Source organism: Streptomyces vulcanius (assembly GCF_042653945.1).
GTDB classification, from domain to species: Bacteria; Actinomycetota; Actinomycetes; order Streptomycetales; family Streptomycetaceae; genus Streptomyces; species Streptomyces mangrovi.
The window spans coordinates 1-22,341 of record NZ_JBHSFK010000013.1 but is presented as its reverse complement, the minus strand read 5'-3'; the positions used below and the strand labels follow the sequence as shown (position 1 = coordinate 22,341).

Genomic DNA, 22,341 nt, shown 5'->3' with positions numbered 1-22,341 from the left:
GCGCTCACTCCCAGCGGAACCAGCGGGCCGCCCCCGCCGTCAGCAGGACCGTCCAGGCGGCCATGACGGCGAGGTGGGTCCAGCCGGGCCAGTGGCCGGCGGCGGCCCGGTTCAGGGCCTCGGCGGCGGCGCCGAAGGGGGTGCAGCCGACGATCCGGGCGAGCGTGTCCGGCATGGCCTGCACCGGGAGCCACACGCCCGCGGTGAACATCGACGGGAAGAACACCGCGGAACCGATCGCGCCGGCGATCTTCGTGGTGCGGGACAGCGCCGAGATCACGGCGCCCAGCGCGAGGGCGACGGCGGCGGCGAGCAGCAGCGCGAGGAGGTATCCCAGGGGCTGCTTCGGCACTCGTACGTCGAAGGCGAGCCGCCCCACCAGGAGCGCGAGCAGCGCCGACGCCAGGGCGGCCCCGCCGTACACCGCCATCTGCGCGGACAGCAGGGCGGACGGCCGTACCGGTGTCGTGGCCATACGGCGCAGGATGCCGCGCTCGCGGTAGCCGGTGAGGGTCTGCGGCATCGACTGCAGGCCGCCGACGATCAGGCCGAGCAGGACGGCCACCGGGACGTAGGCGTCGACCGTGCGCAGACCGCCGAGATCGGCGCTGGGCTGCCGGAAGGACGGGATGGAGCCGAGGATCACCAGGAGGAGGGTCGGGAAGAACAGGATCCAGAAGAGGGCGCCGGGTTCGCGGCGGAAGAGGCGGACCTCGGTGCGCAGGACTGCGGTGTTCATACGGCTGCCTCCTTCGTGGCGTCCCCGGTCAGGTCGAGGAACGCGTCGTCGAGCGTGGCGTCGGAGACGCGGAGTTGGCGGGCGGTGACGCGGTGGCGGGCAAGGAGGGTGATGACGGCGTTGACGGTCTCGTCGGTGCCCGCGAGGGTGATCCGGCCGTCCCGGTGCTCGACCGAGGCGAGCGCGGGCAGCGCGTTCAGTTCGGCCTCGTCGAGCGGGGCGGACGGGGTGAAGCTGATGACGGTGGAGCCCGCCGAGCGGCGGATCAGCCCGGCCGGGGTGTCCAGGGCGGCGACCCGCCCCTTGTCGATCACCGCGATCCGGTCGCAGAGCCGCTGCGCCTCCTCCATGAAGTGGGTGACCAGCAGCACCGTGACGCCACGCGTGCGTACGTCCTCGATGAGCTCCCAGGTGTCGCGGCGGGCCCGGGGATCGAGCCCGGTGGTCAGTTCGTCGAGGACGACGATCCGGGGGTCGCCGATGAGGGCGAGCGCGATGAACAGGCGCTGCTTCTGGCCGCCGGAGAGCTTCCCGAACCGGGTCGTGAGCTTCGCCGTCAGGCCCAGGCGCTCGGCCAGCGGTCCCCAGTCCAGCGGTTTCGGGTAGAAGGCGGCGTACAGCTCCAGGGCCTCGCGGACGGTGAGTTTGGCCTGGAGTTCGCTCTCCTGGAGCTGGGCGCCCAGGACGCGGGCCACGCGCGCGTGGTCGGCGACGGGGTCGAGGCCGGTGACGCGTACGACGCCGGAGTCGGGGACGCGCAGTCCCTCGACGCACTCGACGGTGGTGGTCTTCCCGGCGCCGTTCGGGCCGAGGACGCCGAAGATCTCGCCCTCCTCGACGGCGAAGGAGACACCGTCGACGGCGGGGCGGCCGGCGTAGGACTTGCGCAGATCCATGACTTCGATGACGGGCATGACACCAGGGTTCCGCCGCGGCACGGCCCGCCGCATCGCCCGAGCCGCTCCGGCCGGCATCAACCGATCGGGTGATGCCGTCCTACGACTTGACCGGCCGGCGATGTCGTACGGTTCCTCGAACACGCAGGTCGTAGGACCAGCGCCCGAGCCGGGTCCGGCCAAAACTCGGTGGGCGTTGTCAGTGCCGGTCCGTAGGCTCGCCCGTGATGCCGACGACACGTGAGAACACCGAGGACCGGTCCGCGGTGCGGACGCTGCTGCGCCTGTGGCCGTATGTACGGCCGGTGCGGGCGCGGGTGTTCACGGCCGCCTTCGTCGCGGTCGTGGCCTCCTGCGTGGGGCTGGTGATCCCGCTCGTCCTGAAGTGGATGGTGGACGGGCCGATCGCCGACCAGGACCCGGCGGGGGTGTGGCTGGGGGCGCTGTACCTGCTGCTGCTCGGGTTCACGGAGGCCGGTCTGTTCGGCATGCGGCGCTGGCTGGTGGCGCGCCCGCTGTCGCATGTCGAGGCGGAGATGCGGGCCGCTCTGTACCGGCGCCTCCAGCGGCTGCCGGTGGCGTTCCACGACCGGTGGCCCTCGGGCCAGCTGCTGTCCCGGGCGACCGCGGATCTGGGTCTGGTGCGTATGTTCCTCGCCTTCCCGCTGACGTTCCTGCTGGTCAACACCGTGACCATACTGGTCGGCGTGATCATCATGCTGCTCCAGGACTGGACGCTCGGGCTGGTGATCCTGGGGCCCGCGATCCCGGTCATGGTGATGTGCGTGGTCTTCGAGCACCGGTACGCGGTCGTGGCGCGGCGCGCGCAGGACCAGGTCGGCGATCTGACGACGGTCGTCGAGGAGAGCGTCCTCGGGATCCGGATCATCAAGGGCTTCGGCCGGCACCGCAGCCAGGCGCGGGCCTTCCGCGAGCTGTCGACGAAGCTGCGCGGCACGGAGCTGGGCAAGGCGCGGCTCCTCGCGACGATCTGGGCCGTGATCGTCACGCTGCCGGAGATGGCGATCGGGGCGGCGCTGGTGCTGGGCGCGGTGCAGGTCGCGGACGGGGAGCTGTCGGCGGGCACGCTGGTCGCCTTCCTGTCGACGGCGCTCGCGCTGCGCTGGCCGGTGGACTCGATCGGCTTCCTGCTCGCGATGAGCCAGGAGGCGGCCACGGCGACCGAGCGGTACTTCGAGGTGATGGACGAGGAACCGGAGAAAGACACCGTTGTCCATGCGGACAGAACGGCCGAGGACAGAACGGCCGAGGACGCAACGGCCGAGGCGGATCGCCGGGACGGCGGACTCCGGTTCGACGGCGTCGTCTTCCGCTACCCGGACGCCGACCCCGCCTCCACGCCCACGCTGAACCGCGTCGACCTGCACATCCGGCCCGGTGAGTCGATGGCCCTGGTCGGCGCCACCGGCAGCGGGAAGACCACGCTGACCGCGCTCGTCCCCCGGCTGCACGAGGTGACCGCCGGCCGGATCACCCTCGACGGCGAGGACGTCACCGCGATGTCCCGGGCTCAGCTGCGGTCGAAGGTCGCCGTCGCCTTCGAGGAGCCCACCCTGTTCTCGGCGAGCGTCGGGGAGAACGTGCTGATGGGCACCGACGCCGAGGCCGGCCCCGCCGAGCTGGAGCGGGCCCTCGGCGTCGCCCAGGCCGACTTCGTGCACGCCCTGCCGCAGGGCACCGGCACGCAGGTCGGCGAGCAGGGGCTGAGCCTCTCCGGCGGCCAGCGCCAGCGGCTCGCGCTCGCCCGCGCGGTCGTCGGACGGCCCCGGTTCCTCGTCCTCGACGACCCGCTCTCCGCGCTCGACGTCCACACCGAGGCCGCCGTGGAGGCCGCGCTGCGCCGGGTCCTCGCCGACACCACCGCGCTGATCGTCGCCCACCGCCCCTCCACCGTGCTCCTCGCCGACCGGGTCGCCCTGCTGTCCGGCGGCCGGATCACCGCCGTGGGTACCCATCAGGAACTGCTGCGCGGCAACCCCGAGTACGCCCACCTCATGTCAGGATCCGGCCGCCAGGAGGACGACCGATGACCGCCCCCACGACCTCCTCCCCCACCACCGACCAGCTGGAGGAACCACCTCCCCGAGCCTCCGACGACCCGTTCGACAAGGACGTCCTGCCCACCCCGCCCGGGGCCACGGGCACGCTGCTGCGCTCCCTGCTCGCCCCCTTGAAGGCACGGGTCGCCCTCACCACGCTCCTGCTGCTGCTCCAGCAGGCGGCGGTGCAGGCGGGCCCGCTGCTGGTGGCGTACGCCATCGACCGCGCCGTACCGGCCTTCCGGGCGAGCGACCACGGGCCGCTGATCGCGGTGGGCGTCGGCTATCTGCTGTGCGCGCTGGTCTCCGGCGCGCTGCAGTACGCGTTCCTGATCGCCGCCGCCCGCGTCAACCAGGACGTGCTCCTCGACCTGCGGGGCCGGATCTTCCGGCACGCGCAGGCGCTCAGCATCGACTTCCACGAGCGCTACACCTCGGGCCGGCTCATCTCCCGCTCCACCAACGACGTGGAGGCCCTGCGCGAGCTCCTCGACGAGGGCCTCCAGGAGCTGGTGACGGTCGTCCTGTCCTTCGTGTTCATCTCCGCGATGCTGCTCTGGCTGGACCTGGGCCTGGGCGCCGTCGCGGTGGCCTCCCTCGTGCCGCTGTATCTGCTCGTGCGGTCCTACCGGCAGCGCGTCGGCCGGGTGTTCACGGCGCGGTCCACCGCCATCGCGGCCGTGATCGTGAAGTTCGTGGAGACGATGAACGGCATCCGCCCGGTGCGCGCGTTCCGCCGCGAGGCCGTCAACGACGCGGACTTCCAGGTCCTCAACCGGCGGCACGAACGCACCAACGGCGACGCGCTCCTGGAGATGGCCCGGTACGTCACCGGCTCCCGCCTGGTGGCCAACACGGCCGTCGCGCTGATCGTGCTGTGGGGTGCCCAACGGGTGGCGGACGGCACGCTGGAGCTGGGGGTGCTGGCGGCGGCCGTGCTGTATCTGCGGCGGCTCTACGACCCCATCGACCGGCTCGGCATGTTCCTCAACTCCTACCAGTCGGCCGCCGCGTCGCTGGAGAAGATCGCGGGGCTCCTCGCGCAGACACCGTCCGTGCCGGAGCCCGCCACACCCGGGGAACTTCCCGCCCTGCGGGGCGAACAGCCCGGTCGCGAGGTCGTGTTCGACGGTGTCTCCTTCGGCTACCGCACCGGCGGCGAGGTGCTCCCCCGCTTCGAGCTCACGCTGCCCGCCGGGCAGACGGTCGCCGTCGTCGGCTCCACCGGCGCGGGCAAGTCCACGCTGGCCAAGCTGCTCGCCCGCTTCTACGACCCGTCCCACGGCCGGGTGCTGCTCGACGGGGTCGACCTGCGCGAGCTGACGGTGGCGGAGCTGCGGCGCGGGGTGGTCATGGTGACGCAGGAGGCGTTCCTGTTCTCCGGCACGGTCGCCGAGAACATCGCCATCGGCCGCCCCGACGCCTCCCGGGAGGAGATCGAGCGGGCGGCGAAGGCGATCGGCGCGCACGAGTTCATCAGCGCGCTGCCCGACGGCTACGACACCGACGTCCGCAAGCGCGGCGGCCGTATCTCCGCCGGGCAGCGCCAACTCGTCGCGTTCGCACGGGCGTTGCTCGCCGACCCGGCGGTGTTGATCCTCGACGAGGCGACCAGTTCGCTGGACGTCCCGGGTGAACGGGCGGTGCAGCGCGCGATGTCGACGGTCCTGGAGGGCCGTACGGCGGTGGTGATCGCGCACCGGCTGTCGACCGTGGAGATCGCCGACCGGGTGCTGGTCATGGAGCACGGCGGGATCGTCGAGGACGGCAGCCCGGCCGAACTCATCGCCGGTACCGGGAGATTCGCGGATCTGCACCGAGCATGGCGGGACAGTCTGGCGTGACGGCGGTCGACGCGTACGAGGATCCCGGCACCCCCGACTGTCGGGGCGGCTGGGCCTTCCTGGCCTGGCTGGTGCGCTGTCAGCCGTGGCGGGCGGTGGCCGGGGCGGCGCTGGCCAGCGGCTGGATGGTGCTGATGGCGGTGTCGCCGTATCTGCTGTCGAAGGCGGTGGACGAGGGTCTCGAGCGCGGCGACACGGCGGCGCTCGTCGGCTGGACGGCGGCCCTGACGGTGGTCGGAGCGGGCAACGCCTGGGTGAGCATCATGCGGCACCGCACGATGACCCGGCTGCGCATGGACGCCTACTTCCGCACGATCAAGGTGACCGTCGGCCACGCGGTGCGGCTGGGGGACGCGCTGCGCCGCCGGGTGGGGACCGGGGAGGTCGTCACGATCGGCGTGGGGGACGTGTTCACCATCTCCAACGCGCTGACGGTGATCGGGCCCGGCGTCGGCTCGCTGGTCGTCTACGTCTTCGTGGCCGGACTCCTGCTCTCCGTGTCACCGCTGCTGGCCGGCGTCGTCCTGCTGGGGATGCCGCTGACCGCCGTACTCGTCGGGCCGCTGATGCGGCGGCTACGGGGTGCGGAGGCCGAGTACCGGGAGCGGCAGGGGGTGCTCACCGCGCGGATCGGGGACCTCGCGGGCGGGCTGCGGGTGCTCAACGGGCTGGGCGGGAAGGGCCTGTTCGCGGACGGGTTCCGGCGGGACTCGGGGCGGCTGCGGGAGCAGGGCTACCGGGTGGGCTCGTCCGCCAGCTGGCTCAATTCGCTCGGTGTGGGCCTGCCGAGGCTGTTCCTCGCCGTGGTGACCTGGCTGGCGGCCCGGCTCGCCGCGCAGGGGGAGCTGACGATCGGCCAGTTGGTGTCGGTGTACGGCTATGTCGCCGTGCTGGTCGGCCCGGTGGCGTTCCTCGTCGACATGGGCTACCAGCTCAGCCGGGGTGTCGTCGCCGCCGACCGGGTCGTACGGCTGCTGCGGATCGAGCCCGATCCGGACACCGGGACGACGGACGCGCCCGCCGAGCCGTCGGTGCTGCACGACCCCGGTTCGGGCGTCCGGGTGCCGCCGGGCCGGCTGACCGCGCTGGTGGGGGCGCGCCCCGCCGAGCTGACCGCCCTGGTCGACCGGCTCGGGCGGCTGGGCCCGACCGACGTCACCTGGGGCGGGGTCCGGCTCGACGCGATCCCGCTGCCGCAGGTGCGGGCCAGGATCCTGGTCGCGGACAACGAGTCCGACCTGTTCGCGGGACCGCTGCGCGAGGTGGTGGGCGGGCGCCGCGAGCCCGGCCCGCAGGAGGTGCGGCGGGCGGTGCGGGCGGCTGCCGCCGACGACATCGTGCAGGGGCTGACGGAGGGCCTGGACGCCCCGGTGACCGCGCAGGGCCGCAGTCTCTCCGGCGGCCAGCGCCAGCGGGTCCGGCTGGTCCGGGCCCTGCTCGCCGAGCCCGAGGTGCTGCTGGCCATGGAGCCGACGTCTGCGCTCGACGCGCACACGGAGGCGGCGGTGGCCGAGCGGCTGCGGGCGGCCCGCGCGGGCCGTACGACGGTCGTCACGACGACGTCCCCGCTCGTTCTGGACTGCGCGGACACCGTGCTCTACCTGGCCGACGGGAAGGTGGTGGCGGCCGGCCACCACCGGGAGCTGCTGGAACGGGAGCCGGGCTACCGGGAGTTGGTGGCCCGGGACGCCGAGGACGAGGAGGCGGTGCGGTGACGTCCGACGGGGGGCGGCTGCCGGTCGCCGGGTCCGCCGAGGTGCGGCGGGCCGTGGGGCGGCTGGTGCGGGCCGACGGCCGGCCCGTGGCCGGGGTGCTGCTGCTGAATGTGCTGGCCGCCGGGGTGGGGCTGGCCGGGCCCTGGCTGCTGGGCCGGATCATCGACGAGGTGCGCGACGGGCGCGGGGCCGGGGCGGTGGACCGGCTGGCCGGCGTGATCGTGCTGTGCGCGCTCGCCCAGCTGCTCCTGGTCCGCTGGGCGCGGTACGCGGGGCACCGCTTCGGGGAGCGGACGCTGGGACGCGTGCGGGAGGAGTTCGTCGACCGGACGCTGGCGCTGCCCGCGTCGGTCGTGGAGCGGGCCGGCACCGGCGATCTGACCACGCGCGGCACCGCCGACGTGGCGGCCGTCGGCACCACGCTGCGGGACGCGGGGCCCGAGCTGCTGGTGTGCGGTGTGCAGGCGCTGTTCACGCTCGCCGCCGTGTTCGTGATCGACCCGCTGCTCGGGGCGGTCGGGGTGCTGGGGCTGACCCCGATCTGGTTCGCGCTGCGCTGGTATCTGCGCCGGGCCCGCTCGGGCTATCTCGCCCAGGGTGCGGCGGACTCGGAGGTCGCCGAGGCCCTCGCCTCGACCGCCGCCGGGGCCCGTACCGTCGATGCCTTCCGGCTCGGGGAGCGGCGTACGGCGGCGAGCCGGGACGCGCTGGAGACGGCGCGGCGCACCCGCTTCCACACCCTGTACCTGCGGACCGTGTTCTTCCCGGTGATCGAGGTGTCGTACGCGCTGCCGGTGGCGGGTGTGCTGCTGCTCGGCGGCGTGCTGCACGGGCGGGGCGCGGTGAGCCTGGGCGCGGTGGTCGCGGCGGCGCTGTATCTCCAGCAGTTCACCGAGCCGCTGGACCAGATCCTGGTGCGGGTGGAGCAACTCCAGTCCAGCAACGCCTCCTTCGCCCGGGTGGAGGGTCTGGCGGGGGCGCCGGCGGGTGCGGAGAACGCGGGGGCGACCCCCGCCGGCGACCGGATCGACGTGACCGGGGTGCGTTACGCCTACGAGCGCGGCGGCGAGGTGCTGCGCGGGGTGGACCTGACGGTGACCCCCGGGGAGCGGCTCGCGGTGGTCGGCCCGTCCGGCGCCGGGAAGACCACGCTGAGCAGGCTGCTCGCGGGGGTGGACGCGCCGACCTCGGGCACGGTCACGGTGGGCGGGGTGGCGGTGGCGGAGCTGGCGCCGGAGACGCTGCGCCGGCAGGTGGTGCTGGTCACGCAGGAGCACCATGTCTTCCTGGGCACGGTCCGCGACAACCTGCTGATCGCCGAACCGGCCGCTTCCGACGAGCGGTTGTGGGCGGCGCTGGCCGCGGTCGGCGCCGACGGCTGGGTGCGGGAGCTGCCCGGCGGCCTCGACTGCGGCCTGGGCGGCACGGGTCTGCGTACGGACGGCTCGCAGGCGCAGCAACTCGCCCTGGCCCGGGTGGTGCTGGCCGACCCGCACACACTGATCCTGGACGAGGCGACGGCGCTGCTCGACCCGACGACCGCCCGGCACACCGAGCGCGCCCTGGCCGCCGTACTCCAGGGCCGTACGGTCATCGCGATCGCGCACCGGCTGCACACCGCGCACGACGCGGACCGGGTGGCGGTGATGGAGGACGGCCGGCTCACCGAACTCGGCACGCACGAGGAGCTGGTGGCGGCGGACGGGGCGTACGCGGCGCTGTGGCGGACTTGGCACGGCGCCTAGCACTGCGCCACATATCCGTTTATCGAACATGAACCCCCGGACAACGGACCCTTTCCGGCCAACTTCCTGACGCGCTCCTGACAAGGAGTGCCATCCAGTGCCACTCTTCCCACTGCCACTTCACAGCAACCCCACAGCAACACCGTTCTGCGCACCGCCTTTGTCGTGTCCAGCAGAAGGAGTCAGTGGTGAGAAGCAGTTCCTCTCGCAGACGCACCCCCCACACCTCGCACCGCAAGGCCGCGGCCGTCGCCCTCGTCGGCGTCTCCGCGCTCATCGCCGCCGCCGTGCAGTCCGGCGCGGCGACGGCCGCCCCCGAGCAGGCCGCCCGCCCGGGCGCCGAGTCGGTCCAGCTCACCCCCGCCCAGCGCGCCGAGCTGATCCGCGCGGCCGACGCCGGCAAGGCGGCCACCGCCAAGGAGCTGGGCCTGGGCGCCCAGGAGGCGCTCGTCGTCCGGGACGTCGTCAAGGACGCCGACGGCACGGTCCACACCCGCTACGAGCGCACCTACGCCGGTCTGCCGGTCCTCGGCGGCGACCTGGTCGTCGACAAGGCGAAGTCCGGCGCGACCGAGGGCGTGGTGAAGGCCACCAGGGCTACCATCAAGGTCGCCTCGCTCACCCCCACGCTCGCCGCGTCGAAGGCCGAGAAGCAGGCGCTGACGCTCGCCAAGGCCGCCGGCGCGGAGAAGGCGGACACCAACCGCGCGCCGCGCAAGGTGATCTGGGCGGCGAACGGCACACCCGTCCTGGCGTACGAGACGGTCGTCGGGGGCCTCCAGGAGGACGGCACCCCGAACGAGCTGCACGTCGTCACCGACGCGGCCACCGGCGAGAAGCTCTACGAGTACCAGGGCGTCGAGACCGGCACCGGAAACACCATGTACAGCGGCTCGGTGACGCTGGGCACCACGCAGTCCGGGTCGACGTACAACCTCACGGACGGCGGGCGCGGTGGCCACCGGACGTACAACCTGAACCGGGGTACCTCCGGCACCGGCACGCTGTTCTCCGGCGCCGACGACGTCTGGGGCAACGGCGCCGCGTCCAACACGGAGACCGCGGGCGCCGACGCACACTACGGCGCGGCCCTGACCTGGGACTACTACAAGAACGTGCACGGCCGTTCCGGCATCCGCGGCGACGGCGTGGCCGCGTACTCCCGGGTCCACTACGGCAACGCGTACGTCAACGCGTTCTGGCAGGACAGCTGCTTCTGCATGACGTACGGCGACGGCTCGGGCAACACCCACCCGCTGACCGCCATCGACGTGGCCGGCCACGAGATGACGCACGGCGTCACCGCCAACACCGCGGGGCTGAACTACTCCGGCGAGTCCGGCGGCCTGAACGAGGCGACCTCGGACATCTTCGGCACCTCGGTGGAGTTCTACGCGGCGAACTCCTCGGACGTCGGTGACTACCTCATCGGCGAGGAGATCGACATCAACGGCGACGGCTCGCCGCTGCGTTACATGGACCGGCCGAGCCAGGACGGCGCGTCGAGGGATGCCTGGTACTCGGGCATCGGCTCGATCGACGTGCACTACTCGTCGGGTCCCGCGAACCACTTCTTCTACCTCCTCTCGGAGGGCAGCGGCACCAAGACGATCAACGGCGTCACCTACAACTCGCCCACCTCGGACGGCCTTGCGGTCACCGGTATCGGCCGCGACAAGGCGGAGAAGATCTGGTTCCGCGCGCTGACCACGAAGTTCACCTCGACCACCAACTACGCGGCGGCCCGCACCGGGACGCTCGCGGCGGCCGGTGAGCTGTACGGCACGACGAGCGCCGAGTACACGGCGGTGCAGAACGCGTGGGCGGGCGTCGCGGTCGGCACGCGGCCCGGTGGCGGCGGCGGTGGCGGCACCTCCTTCGAGAACACCGCCGATGTGTCGATCCCGGACAACGGGGCGGCGGTGACGTCCTCGGTCACCGTCTCCGGCCGGACCGGCAACGCGCCGTCCAACCTCCAGGTCGGCGTGGACATCGTGCACACCTACATCGGTGACCTCCAGGTGCAGTTGGTGGCCCCCGACGGCACGGCGTACACGCTGAAGGCGTACAGCACCGGCGGCAGCACGGACAACCTCAGCACCACCTACACGGTGAACGCCTCCTCCGAGGTCGCCAACGGCGTGTGGCAGCTGAGAGTTCAGGACAACGCGGCCCAGGACACCGGCTACATCAACAGCTGGAAGCTCACCTTCCCGTAGGCCCTGCGACCGCACACGGCGCCGTCCCGGAGGTCATTCCTCCGGGGCGGCGTCCTCTTTTTGCCAGCCGCTTACCGACGCCCTGTTGGCGCTTTACCCAGGTCAAGTCTGTTTACATTCCCGCAATGTTCACCTGTCGGTCGATTTTCGGCCAACATCACAGAAGGGTCATGACATGTACGCGACCTCAATGCGAGGCTTCGTGCCAACCGCCGCACAACCTCACCACAGCTTCGGGCGACATCCCCACGCCGCCCGGGCACCCCCCACCCCCCTCAAGGAGCTTGTGTGACTCCCCTCTACGCGCGTCACAAGCGGACCACGCTGGCCATCGCCACCGCCGTCGCGGCCGGTGCCCTGGTCACCACCGGACTGACCTCCGGCAGTGCCGCTGCCCAGACCCCGGCGGAGACCACCGGCAAGGTCGCCCTCAAGGGCGCCCCGGTCCAGCTGTCGGCCGCCGCCCGCACCACCCTGATCAAGCAGCAGCAGGCCGACGCGCCCGAGACCGCCCAGGCGATAGGTCTCGGCACCAAGGAGAAGCTGGTCGTCAAGGACGTCCTCAAGGACGCCGACGGCACGGTTCACACCCGCTACGAGCGCACCTACGCCGGTCTGCCGGTCCTCGGCGGCGACCTGGTCGTCCACGAGTCCGCCTCCGGCGCGACCCAGAGCGTGACCAAGGCGGTCAAGGCCACCATCAAGGTGTCCACACTGACCCCGCAGGCCGCCACCGCCAAGGCCCAGAAGCAGGCGCTGACCGCGGCCAAGGCCGCGGGCTCGGAGGCCACCACCGCCGACCAGGCCCCCCGCAAGGTGATCTGGGCCGGCAACGGCACGCCGACCCTCGCCTACGAGACGGTCATCGGCGGCCTCCAGGACGACGGCACCCCGAACCAGCTGCACGTCATCACCGACGCGGCCACCGGCAAGAAGCTCTACGAGTACCAGGGCATCGAGACCGGCACCGGCAAGAGCCTCTACTCGGGCACGGTCAGCCTCAACACGACCCTGTCGGGCTCGACGTACCAGCTGACCGACGGCACGCGCGGCGGCCACAAGACGTACAACAAGGCCCACGCCACGTCCTCCTCCGCGGGCACCCTGTTCACGGACGCCGACGACACCTGGGGCACCGGCGCGGCCTCCAGCTCCACCACGGACCAGACGGCCGCCGTCGACGCCGCCTACGGCGCCCAGGAGACCTGGGACTTCTACAAGTCGACCTTCGGGCGCAGCGGCATCAAGAACAACGGCGTGGCCGCCTACTCCCGCGTCCACTACGGCAACGCGTACGTCAACGCGTTCTGGGACGACAGCTGCTTCTGCATGACGTACGGCGACGGCGAGGGCAACGTCAACCCGCTGACCTCGCTGGACGTGGCCGGCCACGAGATGAGCCACGGCGTCACCTCCAACACCGCGGGCCTGAACTACTCGGGCGAGTCCGGCGGTCTCAACGAGGCGACCTCGGACATCTTCGGCACGGGCGTGGAGTTCTACGCGGGCAACTCCAACGACACCGGTGACTACCTCATCGGCGAGGAGATCGACATCAACGGGGACGGCACCCCGCTGCGCTACATGGACAAGCCCAGCAAGGACGGCGGCTCGGCCGACTCCTGGTCCTCGTCCGTCGGCAGCAAGGACGTCCACTACTCGTCCGGCGTCGCGAACCACTTCTTCTACCTCCTCTCGGAGGGCAGCGGCGCGAAGACGATCAACGGCGTGAGCTACAACTCGCCGACGTCCAACGGCTCCACGGTCACCGGCATCGGCCGCGACAAGGCGCTGCAGATCTGGTACAAGGCGCTGACGACGTACTTCACGTCGACGACCAACTACAAGGCCGCCCGCACGGGCACCCTCTCGGCGGCCTCGGCGCTGTACGGCGGCACCAGCAGCACCGAGTACAAGGCTGTCGCGGCGGCCTGGTCGGCGGTCAACGTCAGCTAGTTCCCCGGTGGCTGGGGCGGTACCCGGGACGAAGGCATCCCCGGGTACCGCCCTACCCTTGTCTCCCATGCCGTCCATACCGCCCATGCCTCCCCTTCGTCCCGAGGACTTCACGTACGACGAAGTCGGCGCGACCCGCGAGCGCCCCGGCTTCTGCCCGCCCGGTTTCCGCCCGCTGCACGTCCGCACGCGCGTCGGCGAGGGCCACGACATCTTCCGACGGGCCGCCGAAGCGGTCATGACCTGGGAAATGCACCGGGCCATGGGCGTGGGCGTGGAGGCGACCGCCGACCGCGCGGCCCCTTCCGTCGACGTCACGATCACCCTCGCCGGCCTCATCAAGGCCCCCTGCCGAGTCATCTGGACGACGGAGGAACACCGCCGCGCCGGCTGGGCCTACGGCACGCTCCCCGGCCATCCCGAATCCGGCGAGGAGTCCTTCGTCGTCGACCGCACGGGCGACGGCACGGTCTGGCTGACGATCACCGCGTTCAGCCGCGCCGCGAAGTGGTACGCGAAGGCGGGCGGCCCGGCCACCCGGGGCCTGCAACAGGCGTACGCCCGCCGTTGCGGAACGGTACTGCGGGCCTTGTGCGACCCGGAGCCGGCCTAGCCCGGCGGGTCAGACCTTGCGCCAGCGTGCCATGGCGAACGAGAACAGCCCGAACAGCACCAGCCCAGCCGCGACACAGACCAACAACCCCGGCCCCACCGGCGTATGGGCGAACGAGCGCAGCGTGTCGTCGAGCCCCTTGGCCTGATCCGGCTGGTACTCGACGGCCGCGCGCACGGCGAAGACCCCCGCCGCGGCGAACACCAGCCCACGCGCGGCGCCGCCGCCCACCCCGGTGACGTCCACCAGTTGCCGGGTACGCCGGGACATCTCCCCCAGCCGCAGCTTCTCGTGGTACTTCCGGGTCACCGCCCGGAACCCGATCCACAGCCCGGCGACGGCGATCCCGACTCCGGCGATCCCGACGATCCACTGCCCACCCGTCACCCCGAGCACCCGGGCGGTGACGTCCTTGGACTGCCGGTCGCTGGAGCCGCCCCCGTCCCCGGAACCGGCGGCGAGCGCCAGCACGGAGTAGGCGACGAAGCCGTAGAAGACGGCCCGGGCCAGCGAGGGCACCCGCTTCTTCGCGGTACGCCCGTCGGCTCCGGCCGCCCCGAACACAACCTCGGACAGCCGCCACAACGCCATCCCGGCCAGCCCGATACCCAACACCCACAGCATCACGGCGCCGAAGGGCCGCTGCGCGATCTCCCCGAGGGCCCCCCGCCGGTCGGCCTCCTCCCCCTGATCCCCGAAGGCGATCTGAAGCGCCAGCCCGCCCACCAGCAGATAAATCACACCCCGCGCGGCAAACCCGGCCCGCGCGGCCCCCTCCACCACGGGTCCCCGCGCGGCCCGCTTCACCTCGATCCCACCGCTCCGCACCGAAGCACTCGCGTTCACCGGGGCCTCCCCTCATCTGCGTGAGTCCGAGTCGTCCGACTGCCCCCCGAAACGCCGGCCACACCCAACCCCGCTTCGACGAACGGCTCATCGACGCCCTGGCCTCATCACTCCGATGACCGCCGGAGAAGTCAGGCCGATGTGCTGACCGCCGAACCCGCACGGACCGGCTCCCGGACCACGCGGCGGCGCCGGGTCGGCATCCCCAGCAGCGGGTTGGCCACGCCCCAGGCCGCGCCCTTGCAGACCAGCTCCTTGTAGACGGCGGCGAGCCGTCCTGTCAGGGCCGCCCGGACAGCGCGGTCGTCGGCGGTGACGTACTGGATCAGGCCCTCCCTGCGGCCCAGCGAGATGCACTGGTTGAAGTAGCGGGGCGACACGTTCGGGAGCTTCCCGCCGGTCAGGCGCGCCGCGATGGCGTCGGCAGCCTGCCACGCGGTAGGGACACCCGAGGCGCACGACATCCGCAGCGGCTTGTCACCGGGGCCCGTCACCATGGCCGCGTCACCGATGGCGTACACGTCCGGGTGCGAGACCGAGCGCATGGTCCCGTCGGCCACGATCTGGCCCGTGTCGGTGACCTCCAGAGTGGTGGCCCTCGCGATCGGGTGGACGGCGAAGCCGGTGGCCCACACGGTGACCGCGGCCGGGATGGACGTGCCGTCGACAAGGACGATGCGGTCGGCCTCGACGGCGGTGACGACGGCGTGCTCGTGGACGGTGACGCCGAGCCCGTCGACGACCTTCCGCAGGTGCCCGCTGCCCTTGGGCGAGAGCCAGTCGCCGAGGCCGCCGCGGGCGACGAGGGCGACGTCGAGGTCGGGTCGGGCCTCGGCGATCTCCGTCGCGAACTCCACGCCGGTGAGGCCCCCGCCGACCACGACCACGGGCTGCCCGGCGTCCAGGCGGGCCAGACGCTCGCGCAGCCGGAGTGCTCCGGAGCGGCCGGCGATCTCGTGGGCATGCTCGGCCGTGCCGGGGACGCCCTGGTCGTTCCAGCCGCTGCCGAGGGCGTACACAAGGCTGTCGTACTCCAGTTCCCCGGCGCCGTTCGCGTCGAGGACGGCGACGGTCCTGCGGTCGACGTCGACACCGGTGACCTTCGCGAGCCTCAGTTCGACGCCGGTGTCCGCGAACATCTCGCTGAGGGGCCGGGGCCTGAGGACCTGGCCGACCGCGAGCTGGTGCATCCGGACGCGCTCGACGAAGTCGGGCTCGGCGTTGACGAGAGTGATGGTGACGTCTTCGCGGCGCAGCCGCCTGGCAAGGCGCCCGGCGGCGGTGGCTCCGGTGTATCCGGCCCCGAGGACGATGATGCGGTGCTGCATTTCTCTGCTCCTGTCTTGAGCGGATGCTGAGCGGTTCGCCACCTGAACCGGGCGGCCCGCCGTTTCCTGACAGGAGTGCGATGTGAAGCACGTCACATCATGGTCAGAAGGCGTGGAGCAGGGGCTCCCCGTGGTCGGCGGCGGCCCATCGCCGGGTCGCGCGTTCGAGTTTGTCGGGGTTGACCTGGTTACGGAACGCGGCGATGCCCTCGGCGGTGACCTCCAGGCACATGACGCCGATGACCCGGCCGTCGAGGACCGCCACGACGGCGGGGGCACCGTTGGCGGTCGTGACATAGACCCCGGGCGATCCGCCGACCAGGGCGCGCTTGGCCTCGCCGGGTTTGAACAGACCCCGCATGAACTTCGCGACCGCGAGAGCGCCCTCGAACGCCTTGGCGCGAGCCGGGACCTTCCCGCCGCCGTCGCCGATCGCGAGGGCGTCCTGGGTGAGCAGCCGCACGAGCGGCTCGGTCCGGCCGCTGGTGGCGGCGGCGAGGAACTCCTCGACGATCCGCCGGGCGGCGGCCTCGTCGACCTCGGTGCGGGCCCTGCCGTCCGCGATGTGCTTCCTGGCGCGGTGGAAGATCTGCTGGCCGGCGGCCTCGGTGATGTCGAGGATCGCGGCGATCTCCCGGTGCGGGTATGCGAAGGCCTCCCGCAGCACGTACACCGCCCGCTCGTTGGGGGAAAGTCGCTCCAGCAGGGCGAGAACCGCGTACGAGACCGATTCGCGCTGCTCGGCGGTGTCGGCCGGGCCGAGCATGGGGTCTCCGGCGAGCAGCGGCTCGGGCAGCCATTGGCCCACGTAGGTCTCCCGCCGCGCGCGGGCCGAGGTGAGCTGGTTGAGGCACAGGTTGGTGAGCACCTTCGTCAGCCAGGCCTCGGGGACTTCGACGCGGTCGACGTCGGCGGCCTGCCAGCGCAGGAACGCCTCCTGCACGGCGTCCTCGGCCTCGCTCGCGGAGCCGAGGAGACGGTAGGCGATGGCCTCAAGACGGGGCCTCGACGCCTCGAACCGGTCCAGGTCTTTCGTCGTCAGGGCCATCGCACGGATCCTAGCTCAGGCGGAGAACAGGGTGCGGGGTGAGGCCCCGGTGAAGTGGTCCTGCCCTCCTCCACCGGGGCATGCCCGACTGCTACCGCATCAACACCCCCGCCCCCTGAGCCAGTTCATCCGCGGGCACCGCCACCACGCCCAACTCCGCGCCGGAGGCGAGGAGTCGGTGAGTGGGGAGGATGCGGACGGTGTAGCCGTAGGGGCCGGTGCGGTCCAGGGACAGGGGGCCCTCGAAGAGCCAGCGGCCGTCCAGGTCGGGGCCCGAGACCGGTTTCAGGGGGACCGTGGACCCGTCCGTGATGCGGTCCTCCTCGTCGACGCGGCCCGAGACCGCCTGGACCTCGACGTCGTCGGGCGCGAGGTCGCCCAGGCCGACGCGGACGCGCAGCGCGAGCGTCGTGCCCAGTTCCGCCGTCGCCGTCGCGACCGACGTCTCCACGTGGTCGACCGTCACCGCGTGCCACGCGGCGCGCACCTTCCCCTTCCAGGCGGCCAGTTCGCGGGCCGTGTCCGGGGTCATCGCGCGGTGGGCCTGGGCCGCGGGGGCGTAGAGGCGTTCCACGTACTCGCGGACCATGCGCCCGGCCAGGACCTTGGGGCCGAGCAGGGTGAGGGTCTGGCGGACCATCGCGATCCAGCGGTCGGGCAGGCCCGCGCGCCCGCGTTCGTAGAAGCGGGGCGTGATGCGCTGCTCCAGGAGGTCGTACAGCGCCGCCGCCTCGATGTCGTCGCGGTGGTCGGGGTCCGTGCCGACGCCGTCCGCCGTGGGGATCGCCCAGCCGAAGTCCGGCTGGAACCACTCGTCCCACCAGCCGTCCAGGACGGAGAGGTTGAGACAGCCGTTCAGCGCCGCCTTCATGCCGGACGTGCCGCAGGCCTCAAGGGGGCGCAGCGGGTTGTTGAGCCAGATGTCGCAGCCCGGGTACAGCTTCTGCGCCATCGCCATGCCGTAGTCGGGGAGGAAGACGATGCGGTGGCGGACGCGCGGGTCGTCGGCGAACCGGACCAGTTCCTGGACCAGGCGCTTGCCGCCGTCGTCCGCCGGGTGCGCCTTGCCCGCCACCACGATCTGGATCGGATGCTCGGGGTGGAGGAGGAGATCCATCAGACGGTCGCGGTCGCGCAGCATCAGCGTCAGCCGCTTGTACGACGGGACCCGGCGCGCGAAGCCGATGGTCAGCACCCCGGGGTCGAGCGCCGAGTCGATCCAGCCCAACTCCGCCTCACCCGCGCCCCGTTGCCGCCACGACGCGCGCAGCCGCCGGCGTACCTCCACCACCAGCTGTTCGCGCAGCTCCCGCCGCAGCTCCCAGATGTCCTGGTCGGGGATGTCGGCCACCACGTCCCAGCGGTCGCCCGCGCCGACGGCCAGCGCGTCCTCGGCCCGCTGGGCGCCGACCTGGCGGGCACCGAGCCGCAGTACCTCGGGGGCGACCCAGGTCGGGGCGTGCACGCCGTTGGTGACGGAGGTGATCGGCACCTCGTCGGCGTCGAATCCGGGCCACAGGCCGGCGAACATGCCCCGGCTGACCCTGCCGTGCAGCAGGGACACCCCGTTGGCGCGCTGGGCGAGGCGCAGGCCCATCACCGCCATGTTGAAGAGGTTCGGCTCGCCTCCCTCGTAGGTCTCCATGCCCAGCCGCAGGACGCGTTCGACGTCGATGCGCGGGAGTTCGGCGTCGGGGCCGAAGTGGCGGGCCACCAGCTCGCGGTCGAAGCGGTCGATGCCGGCCGGGACGGGGGTGTGGGTGGTGAAGACGGTGCCCGCGCGGACCGCCTCCAACGCCGAGTCGAAGTCCAGTCCCCCGGCGCACAGCTCGGCGATCCGCTCCAGGCCCAGGAAGCCCGCGTGGCCCTCGTTGGTGTGGAACACCTCCGGCGGGGCGTGGCCGGTGAGCCGGCAGTACGTCCGTACCGCCCGGACACCTCCTATGCCGAGCAGCATCTCCTGGAGGAGCCGGTGTTCGCTCCCGCCGCCGTAGAGCCGGTCGGTCACCCCTCTTTCGCCGAGGTCGTTCTCCTCGACGTCGGAGTCCAGCATGAGGAGAGGCACGCGGCCCACCTGCGCCAGCCAGATGCGCGCGTGCAGCGACTTGCCGCCCGGCAGGGCGAGGGAGACCCGGGCCGGGGTGCCGTCGTCCTCGCGCAGCAGGGTCACCGGCAGCTCGTTGGGGTCGAGCACGGGATAGTGCTCCTGCTGCCAGCCGTCCCGGGAGAGGGTCTGGCGGAAGTAGCCGTGCCGGTAGAGAAGGCCCACGCCGATCAGCGGGACGCCCAGGTCACTGGCGGCCTTGAGATGGTCGCCGGCGAGGATGCCGAGGCCGCCGGAGTACTGCGGCAGGGCGGCCGTGACACCGAACTCGGGCGAGAAGTAGGCGACGGCGGCCGGCAGGCCGGCGGTGCCGGTCTGGGTCTGGTACCAGCGGTCGCCGGTCACATAGTCGTGCAGGTCGTCGACGGCCGCGGTCAGCCGGCGCAGGAACCGGCGGTCCTCGGCCAGCTCGGCGAGGCGCGCGGGGCGGACGCCGCCGAGCAGCCGCACCGGGTCGCCGTCCGAGACGGCCCAGCGCTCGGGGTCGACGGACTGGAAGAGGTCGCGGGTTTCCGGGTGCCATGACCAGCGCAGATTGCGGGCCAGGTCACTGAGCGGCCGGAGGGGCTCGGGGAGAAGGGGTCGGACGGTGAATCGACGAATCGCCTTCACATTCCACCTCGGCGTGCGTAAGGACGTGCACTGCTTAAGACGTGCACTGCGTAAGGACGTGCGTCGCGACATGCGTACGGAGGAGACGCACGGCGGTGTGCGTCCGTGTCTGCGACTCGTACGACGGTACCGGCGTCACGGCCGTAATCAGCTGTACACCGCCGTACGTCACGTATGGCCGATTCCCTCCCCGTAAGACCCGGTAGGCCACCTTGTGGGGCTTCGCCCCGCACGAGAGGCTGCCCAGTGGTGCGCGCGGCGAAGCCCGCGGGTGCCGAGTCGAGGAGGGGAACGCGAACCATGGCACGGACGCGCACACGGCGCCCGCGCCGGGCGGGGGGCCTGACCGCGGTCGCCACGACCTTGGTCCTTTCGGCCGTCACGCCGCCCGCGCACGCCGCCATCAGCCTGCCCGCGCACGCCGCACCGGAGGGGAGGATACTCGGCGCCGGGACACCCGGCTCCGTCCGCGGGAGTTACCTCGTGACGCTGAGGGGGGACATCCGGGCGTCGTCCGCCGCCGGGCGGCGCCTCGCCGCCGCGTACGGGGTGAGAATCAGCCAGACCTACGGCACGGTCCTCAACGGCCTCGCCGTCACGGCCGACGAGAGACAGGCCCGCAGACTCGCCGCCGACCCGCGCGTCGCGTCCGTCGTCCAGGACACCCGCGTGGCCCTGGAGGCAGGCACCACCGACCGCGACCCGCCGTCCTGGGGCCTGGACCGGATCGACCAGCCGCGCCTGCCGCTCGACGGCCGCTACACCTCGCCGAGGTCGGCGGGCGCGGGGGTGACGGTGTACGTCATCGACACCGGCATCCGGATCACTCACCGTGACTTCGGCGGCCGGGCGAGCTACGGCTGGGACTTCGTCGGCGGCGACCGCACCGCCTCCGACGGCAACGGCCACGGCACCCATGTCGCCGGCACCGTCGCCGGCAAGGGTGTCGGCGTCGCGGGCAGGGCGAGGGTGGTCGCCGTACGCGTCCTCGACAACGCGGGCGCCGGCACCACCGCACAGGCCATCGCCGGTATCGACTGGGTCACCCGGCACGCCCGCGGACCGGCGGTCGCCAACCTCAGCCTGGGCGGCCCCTACAACGCCCAGCTGGACGCCGCCGTCCGCGCCTCGATCCGCTCCGGCGTCACCTACGTCGTCGCCGCGGGCAACGGCGGACGGGCCGCCGCCCTCGAATCCCCCGCCGATGTCAAGGAGGCCCTCACCGTCGGCGCCACCGGCCGCGGGGACGCCCGCGCCGCCTTCTCCAATCACGGTTCCGCCGTCGACCTGTTCGCCCCGGGGGTGTCGATCACCTCCACGTCGTCCGCGAGCGACACCGGCCGTAGGACCTCTTCCGGTACGTCGATGGCGGCGCCGCACGTGGCGGGTGCGGCCGCGCTGTATCTCGCCGACCATCCGCGCGCCTCGCCCGCGCAGGTGGCCCGGGCACTCGTTTCCGGGGCGGAACGCGGCAAGGTGTCCGGCCGTGGAGCGGGTTCGCCGAACAAACTCCTGCAAGTGCCGCCCTTCAGGTGACGGACCTGCGTAGACCGGCTCCGTACGCCCCCGACGGGGCCGGTCGTGTGCGTAGACATACACGTGAGTAGTTAGCAAAGTGCCGGAATGCTCACCCGTTTAGGGTGGGAAGGCTCCCTCGGTACTCCGACCCCACATCCCTCCGCCCACCCTCGTTGATGCGGACAGGAGCGGTCATGCCCGCCACGCACCACTCGTCAGCACCCCCGACGCCCCGTACCAAGGCAAACCCAGCCTGCGCACCGTCCGAAACATCCGACGCGCCCCCCGTGCACACCGCCGTGCATACCGCCGTCGGTCGTATACCGGTCCTGGACGTCCGCCCACTGATCCAGCAGGGGCGCCGGCCGGCCAAGGCCGTCACCGGTGAGACGTTCGAGGTCTCGGCGACCGTGTTCCGCGAGGGCCACGACGCCGTCGCCGCCAACGTCGTACTCAAGGACCCCGACGGCCGCCCCGGCCCCTGGACCCCGATGCGTGAACTAGCCCCCGGTACCGACCGCTGGGGCGCGGAGGTCACGCCGGACGCGCCGGGCCGCTGGACCTACACGGTCGAGGCGTGGAGCGATCCGGTCGCCACCTGGCGGCACCACGCCCGTATCAAGATCCCGGCCGGCCTGGATGTGGAACTGGTCCTGGAGGAGGGCGCGCGGCTGTACAAGCGGGCCGCGGCCGATGTCCCCAAGGGGCGGCGCGCGGTCCTCCGTGCCGCCGTCGGCGCCCTGCGCGACGACACCCGCCCGGCCGCCGCCCGTCTCGCCGCGGCGCTGACTCCGGAGGTGGGGGCGGTTCTGGAGCGGTATCCGCTGCGGGAACTGGTCACCGCCTCGGAGCCGCTGCCGCTTCTCGTGGAGCGGGAGCGGGCGCTGTTCGGGTCGTGGTACGAGTTCTTCCCGCGTTCGGAGGGCACCGCCGAGCAGCCGCACGGCACGTTCCGCACCGCCGCGCGCCGGCTCACGGCCATCGCCGCGATGGGCTTCGACGTCGTCTACCTCCCGCCGATCCACCCCATCGGCACCACCTTCCGCAAGGGCCGCAACAACACCCTCGACCCCACCCCCGAGGACGTCGGCGTGCCGT

Annotated in this window: 15 protein-coding genes; 9 read left to right on the top strand and 6 right to left on the bottom strand. The window is 72.4% G+C overall.

The features are described from left to right. Positions 1-4: 4 nt before the first annotated feature. Positions 5-739: an ABC transporter permease gene (locus tag ACFPIH_RS20850; protein ID WP_381174334.1), complete on the bottom strand. Its 735-nt coding sequence runs from the start codon at positions 737-739 to the stop codon at positions 5-7. Next, a complete protein-coding gene (locus ACFPIH_RS20845; RefSeq protein WP_381174332.1) occupies positions 736-1,653 on the bottom strand; it encodes an ABC transporter ATP-binding protein in 918 nt (305 codons plus the stop codon). Before ACFPIH_RS20845 ends, ACFPIH_RS20850 begins: the two co-directional genes overlap by 4 nt. Positions 1,654-1,862: 209 nt before the next feature. Here ACFPIH_RS20845 and ACFPIH_RS20840 point away from each other — a divergent pair, with 209 nt between their 5' ends. From ACFPIH_RS20840 to ACFPIH_RS20810, 7 genes are all read left to right on the top strand, one after another. Next, a complete protein-coding gene (locus tag ACFPIH_RS20840) occupies positions 1,863-3,686 on the top strand; it encodes an ABC transporter ATP-binding protein (protein WP_381174330.1) in 1,824 nt (607 codons plus the stop codon). Next, positions 3,683-5,539: an ABC transporter ATP-binding protein gene (locus tag ACFPIH_RS20835; protein WP_381174328.1), complete on the top strand. Its 1,857-nt coding sequence runs from the start codon at positions 3,683-3,685 to the stop codon at positions 5,537-5,539. The genes ACFPIH_RS20840 and ACFPIH_RS20835 overlap by 4 nt, the downstream gene beginning before the upstream one ends. After that, positions 5,518-7,254, top strand: coding sequence for an ABC transporter ATP-binding protein (locus tag ACFPIH_RS20830; RefSeq protein WP_381174326.1), 1,737 nt, complete (start codon positions 5,518-5,520; stop codon positions 7,252-7,254). The genes ACFPIH_RS20835 and ACFPIH_RS20830 overlap by 22 nt, the downstream gene beginning before the upstream one ends. Next, positions 7,251-8,999, top strand: a complete 1,749-nt coding sequence (locus tag ACFPIH_RS20825) for an ABC transporter ATP-binding protein (protein WP_381174324.1) — start codon at positions 7,251-7,253, stop codon at positions 8,997-8,999. Before ACFPIH_RS20830 ends, ACFPIH_RS20825 begins: the two co-directional genes overlap by 4 nt. Positions 9,000-9,187: 188 nt before the next feature. Continuing rightward, positions 9,188-11,218 (top strand): M4 family metallopeptidase, encoded by a 2,031-nt coding sequence (locus ACFPIH_RS20820; RefSeq protein WP_381174322.1) that lies wholly within the window; start codon positions 9,188-9,190, stop codon positions 11,216-11,218. Positions 11,219-11,506: 288 nt separating this feature from the next. After that, positions 11,507-13,174 carry a M4 family metallopeptidase gene (locus ACFPIH_RS20815; RefSeq protein WP_381174320.1) on the top strand — a complete coding sequence of 556 codons (1,668 nt, stop codon included), beginning with the start codon at positions 11,507-11,509 and terminating at the stop codon, positions 13,172-13,174. Positions 13,175-13,259: 85 nt separating this feature from the next. Next, positions 13,260-13,787: a DUF1990 domain-containing protein gene (locus ACFPIH_RS20810; protein WP_381174318.1), complete on the top strand. Its 528-nt coding sequence runs from the start codon at positions 13,260-13,262 to the stop codon at positions 13,785-13,787. Between the two features lie 9 nt (positions 13,788-13,796). Here the strand turns inward: ACFPIH_RS20810 and ACFPIH_RS20805 are convergent, their stop codons facing one another. The 4 genes from ACFPIH_RS20805 to ACFPIH_RS20790 all read right to left on the bottom strand — a co-directional run bounded on the left by ACFPIH_RS20805 (position 13,797) and on the right by ACFPIH_RS20790 (position 19,725). Then, the gene (locus tag ACFPIH_RS20805) at positions 13,797-14,633 is read right to left on the bottom strand and encodes a DUF1206 domain-containing protein (RefSeq protein WP_381174316.1); all 837 of its coding nucleotides are present in this window, start codon (positions 14,631-14,633) and stop codon (positions 13,797-13,799) included. Positions 14,634-14,764: 131 nt separating this feature from the next. Further along, positions 14,765-15,961 (bottom strand): NAD(P)/FAD-dependent oxidoreductase, encoded by a 1,197-nt coding sequence (locus ACFPIH_RS20800; protein WP_381174314.1) that lies wholly within the window; start codon positions 15,959-15,961, stop codon positions 14,765-14,767. A 103-nt stretch (positions 15,962-16,064) separates the two neighbouring features. Beyond that, the gene (gene sigJ / locus ACFPIH_RS20795) at positions 16,065-17,009 is read right to left on the bottom strand and encodes an RNA polymerase sigma factor SigJ (RefSeq protein WP_381174312.1); all 945 of its coding nucleotides are present in this window, start codon (positions 17,007-17,009) and stop codon (positions 16,065-16,067) included. A 91-nt stretch (positions 17,010-17,100) separates the two neighbouring features. After that, the gene (locus ACFPIH_RS20790; protein ID WP_381174310.1) at positions 17,101-19,725 is read right to left on the bottom strand and encodes a glycosyltransferase family 1 protein; all 2,625 of its coding nucleotides are present in this window, start codon (positions 19,723-19,725) and stop codon (positions 17,101-17,103) included. 300 nt (positions 19,726-20,025) lie between these two features. Here ACFPIH_RS20790 and ACFPIH_RS20785 point away from each other — a divergent pair, with 300 nt between their 5' ends. Next, the gene (locus ACFPIH_RS20785; protein WP_381174309.1) at positions 20,026-21,261 is read left to right on the top strand and encodes a S8 family peptidase; all 1,236 of its coding nucleotides are present in this window, start codon (positions 20,026-20,028) and stop codon (positions 21,259-21,261) included. A gap of 176 nt (positions 21,262-21,437) precedes the next feature. Next, the coding region (locus ACFPIH_RS20780; RefSeq protein WP_381174307.1) for a maltotransferase domain-containing protein at positions 21,438-22,341 on the top strand (904 nt) is incomplete at its 3' end.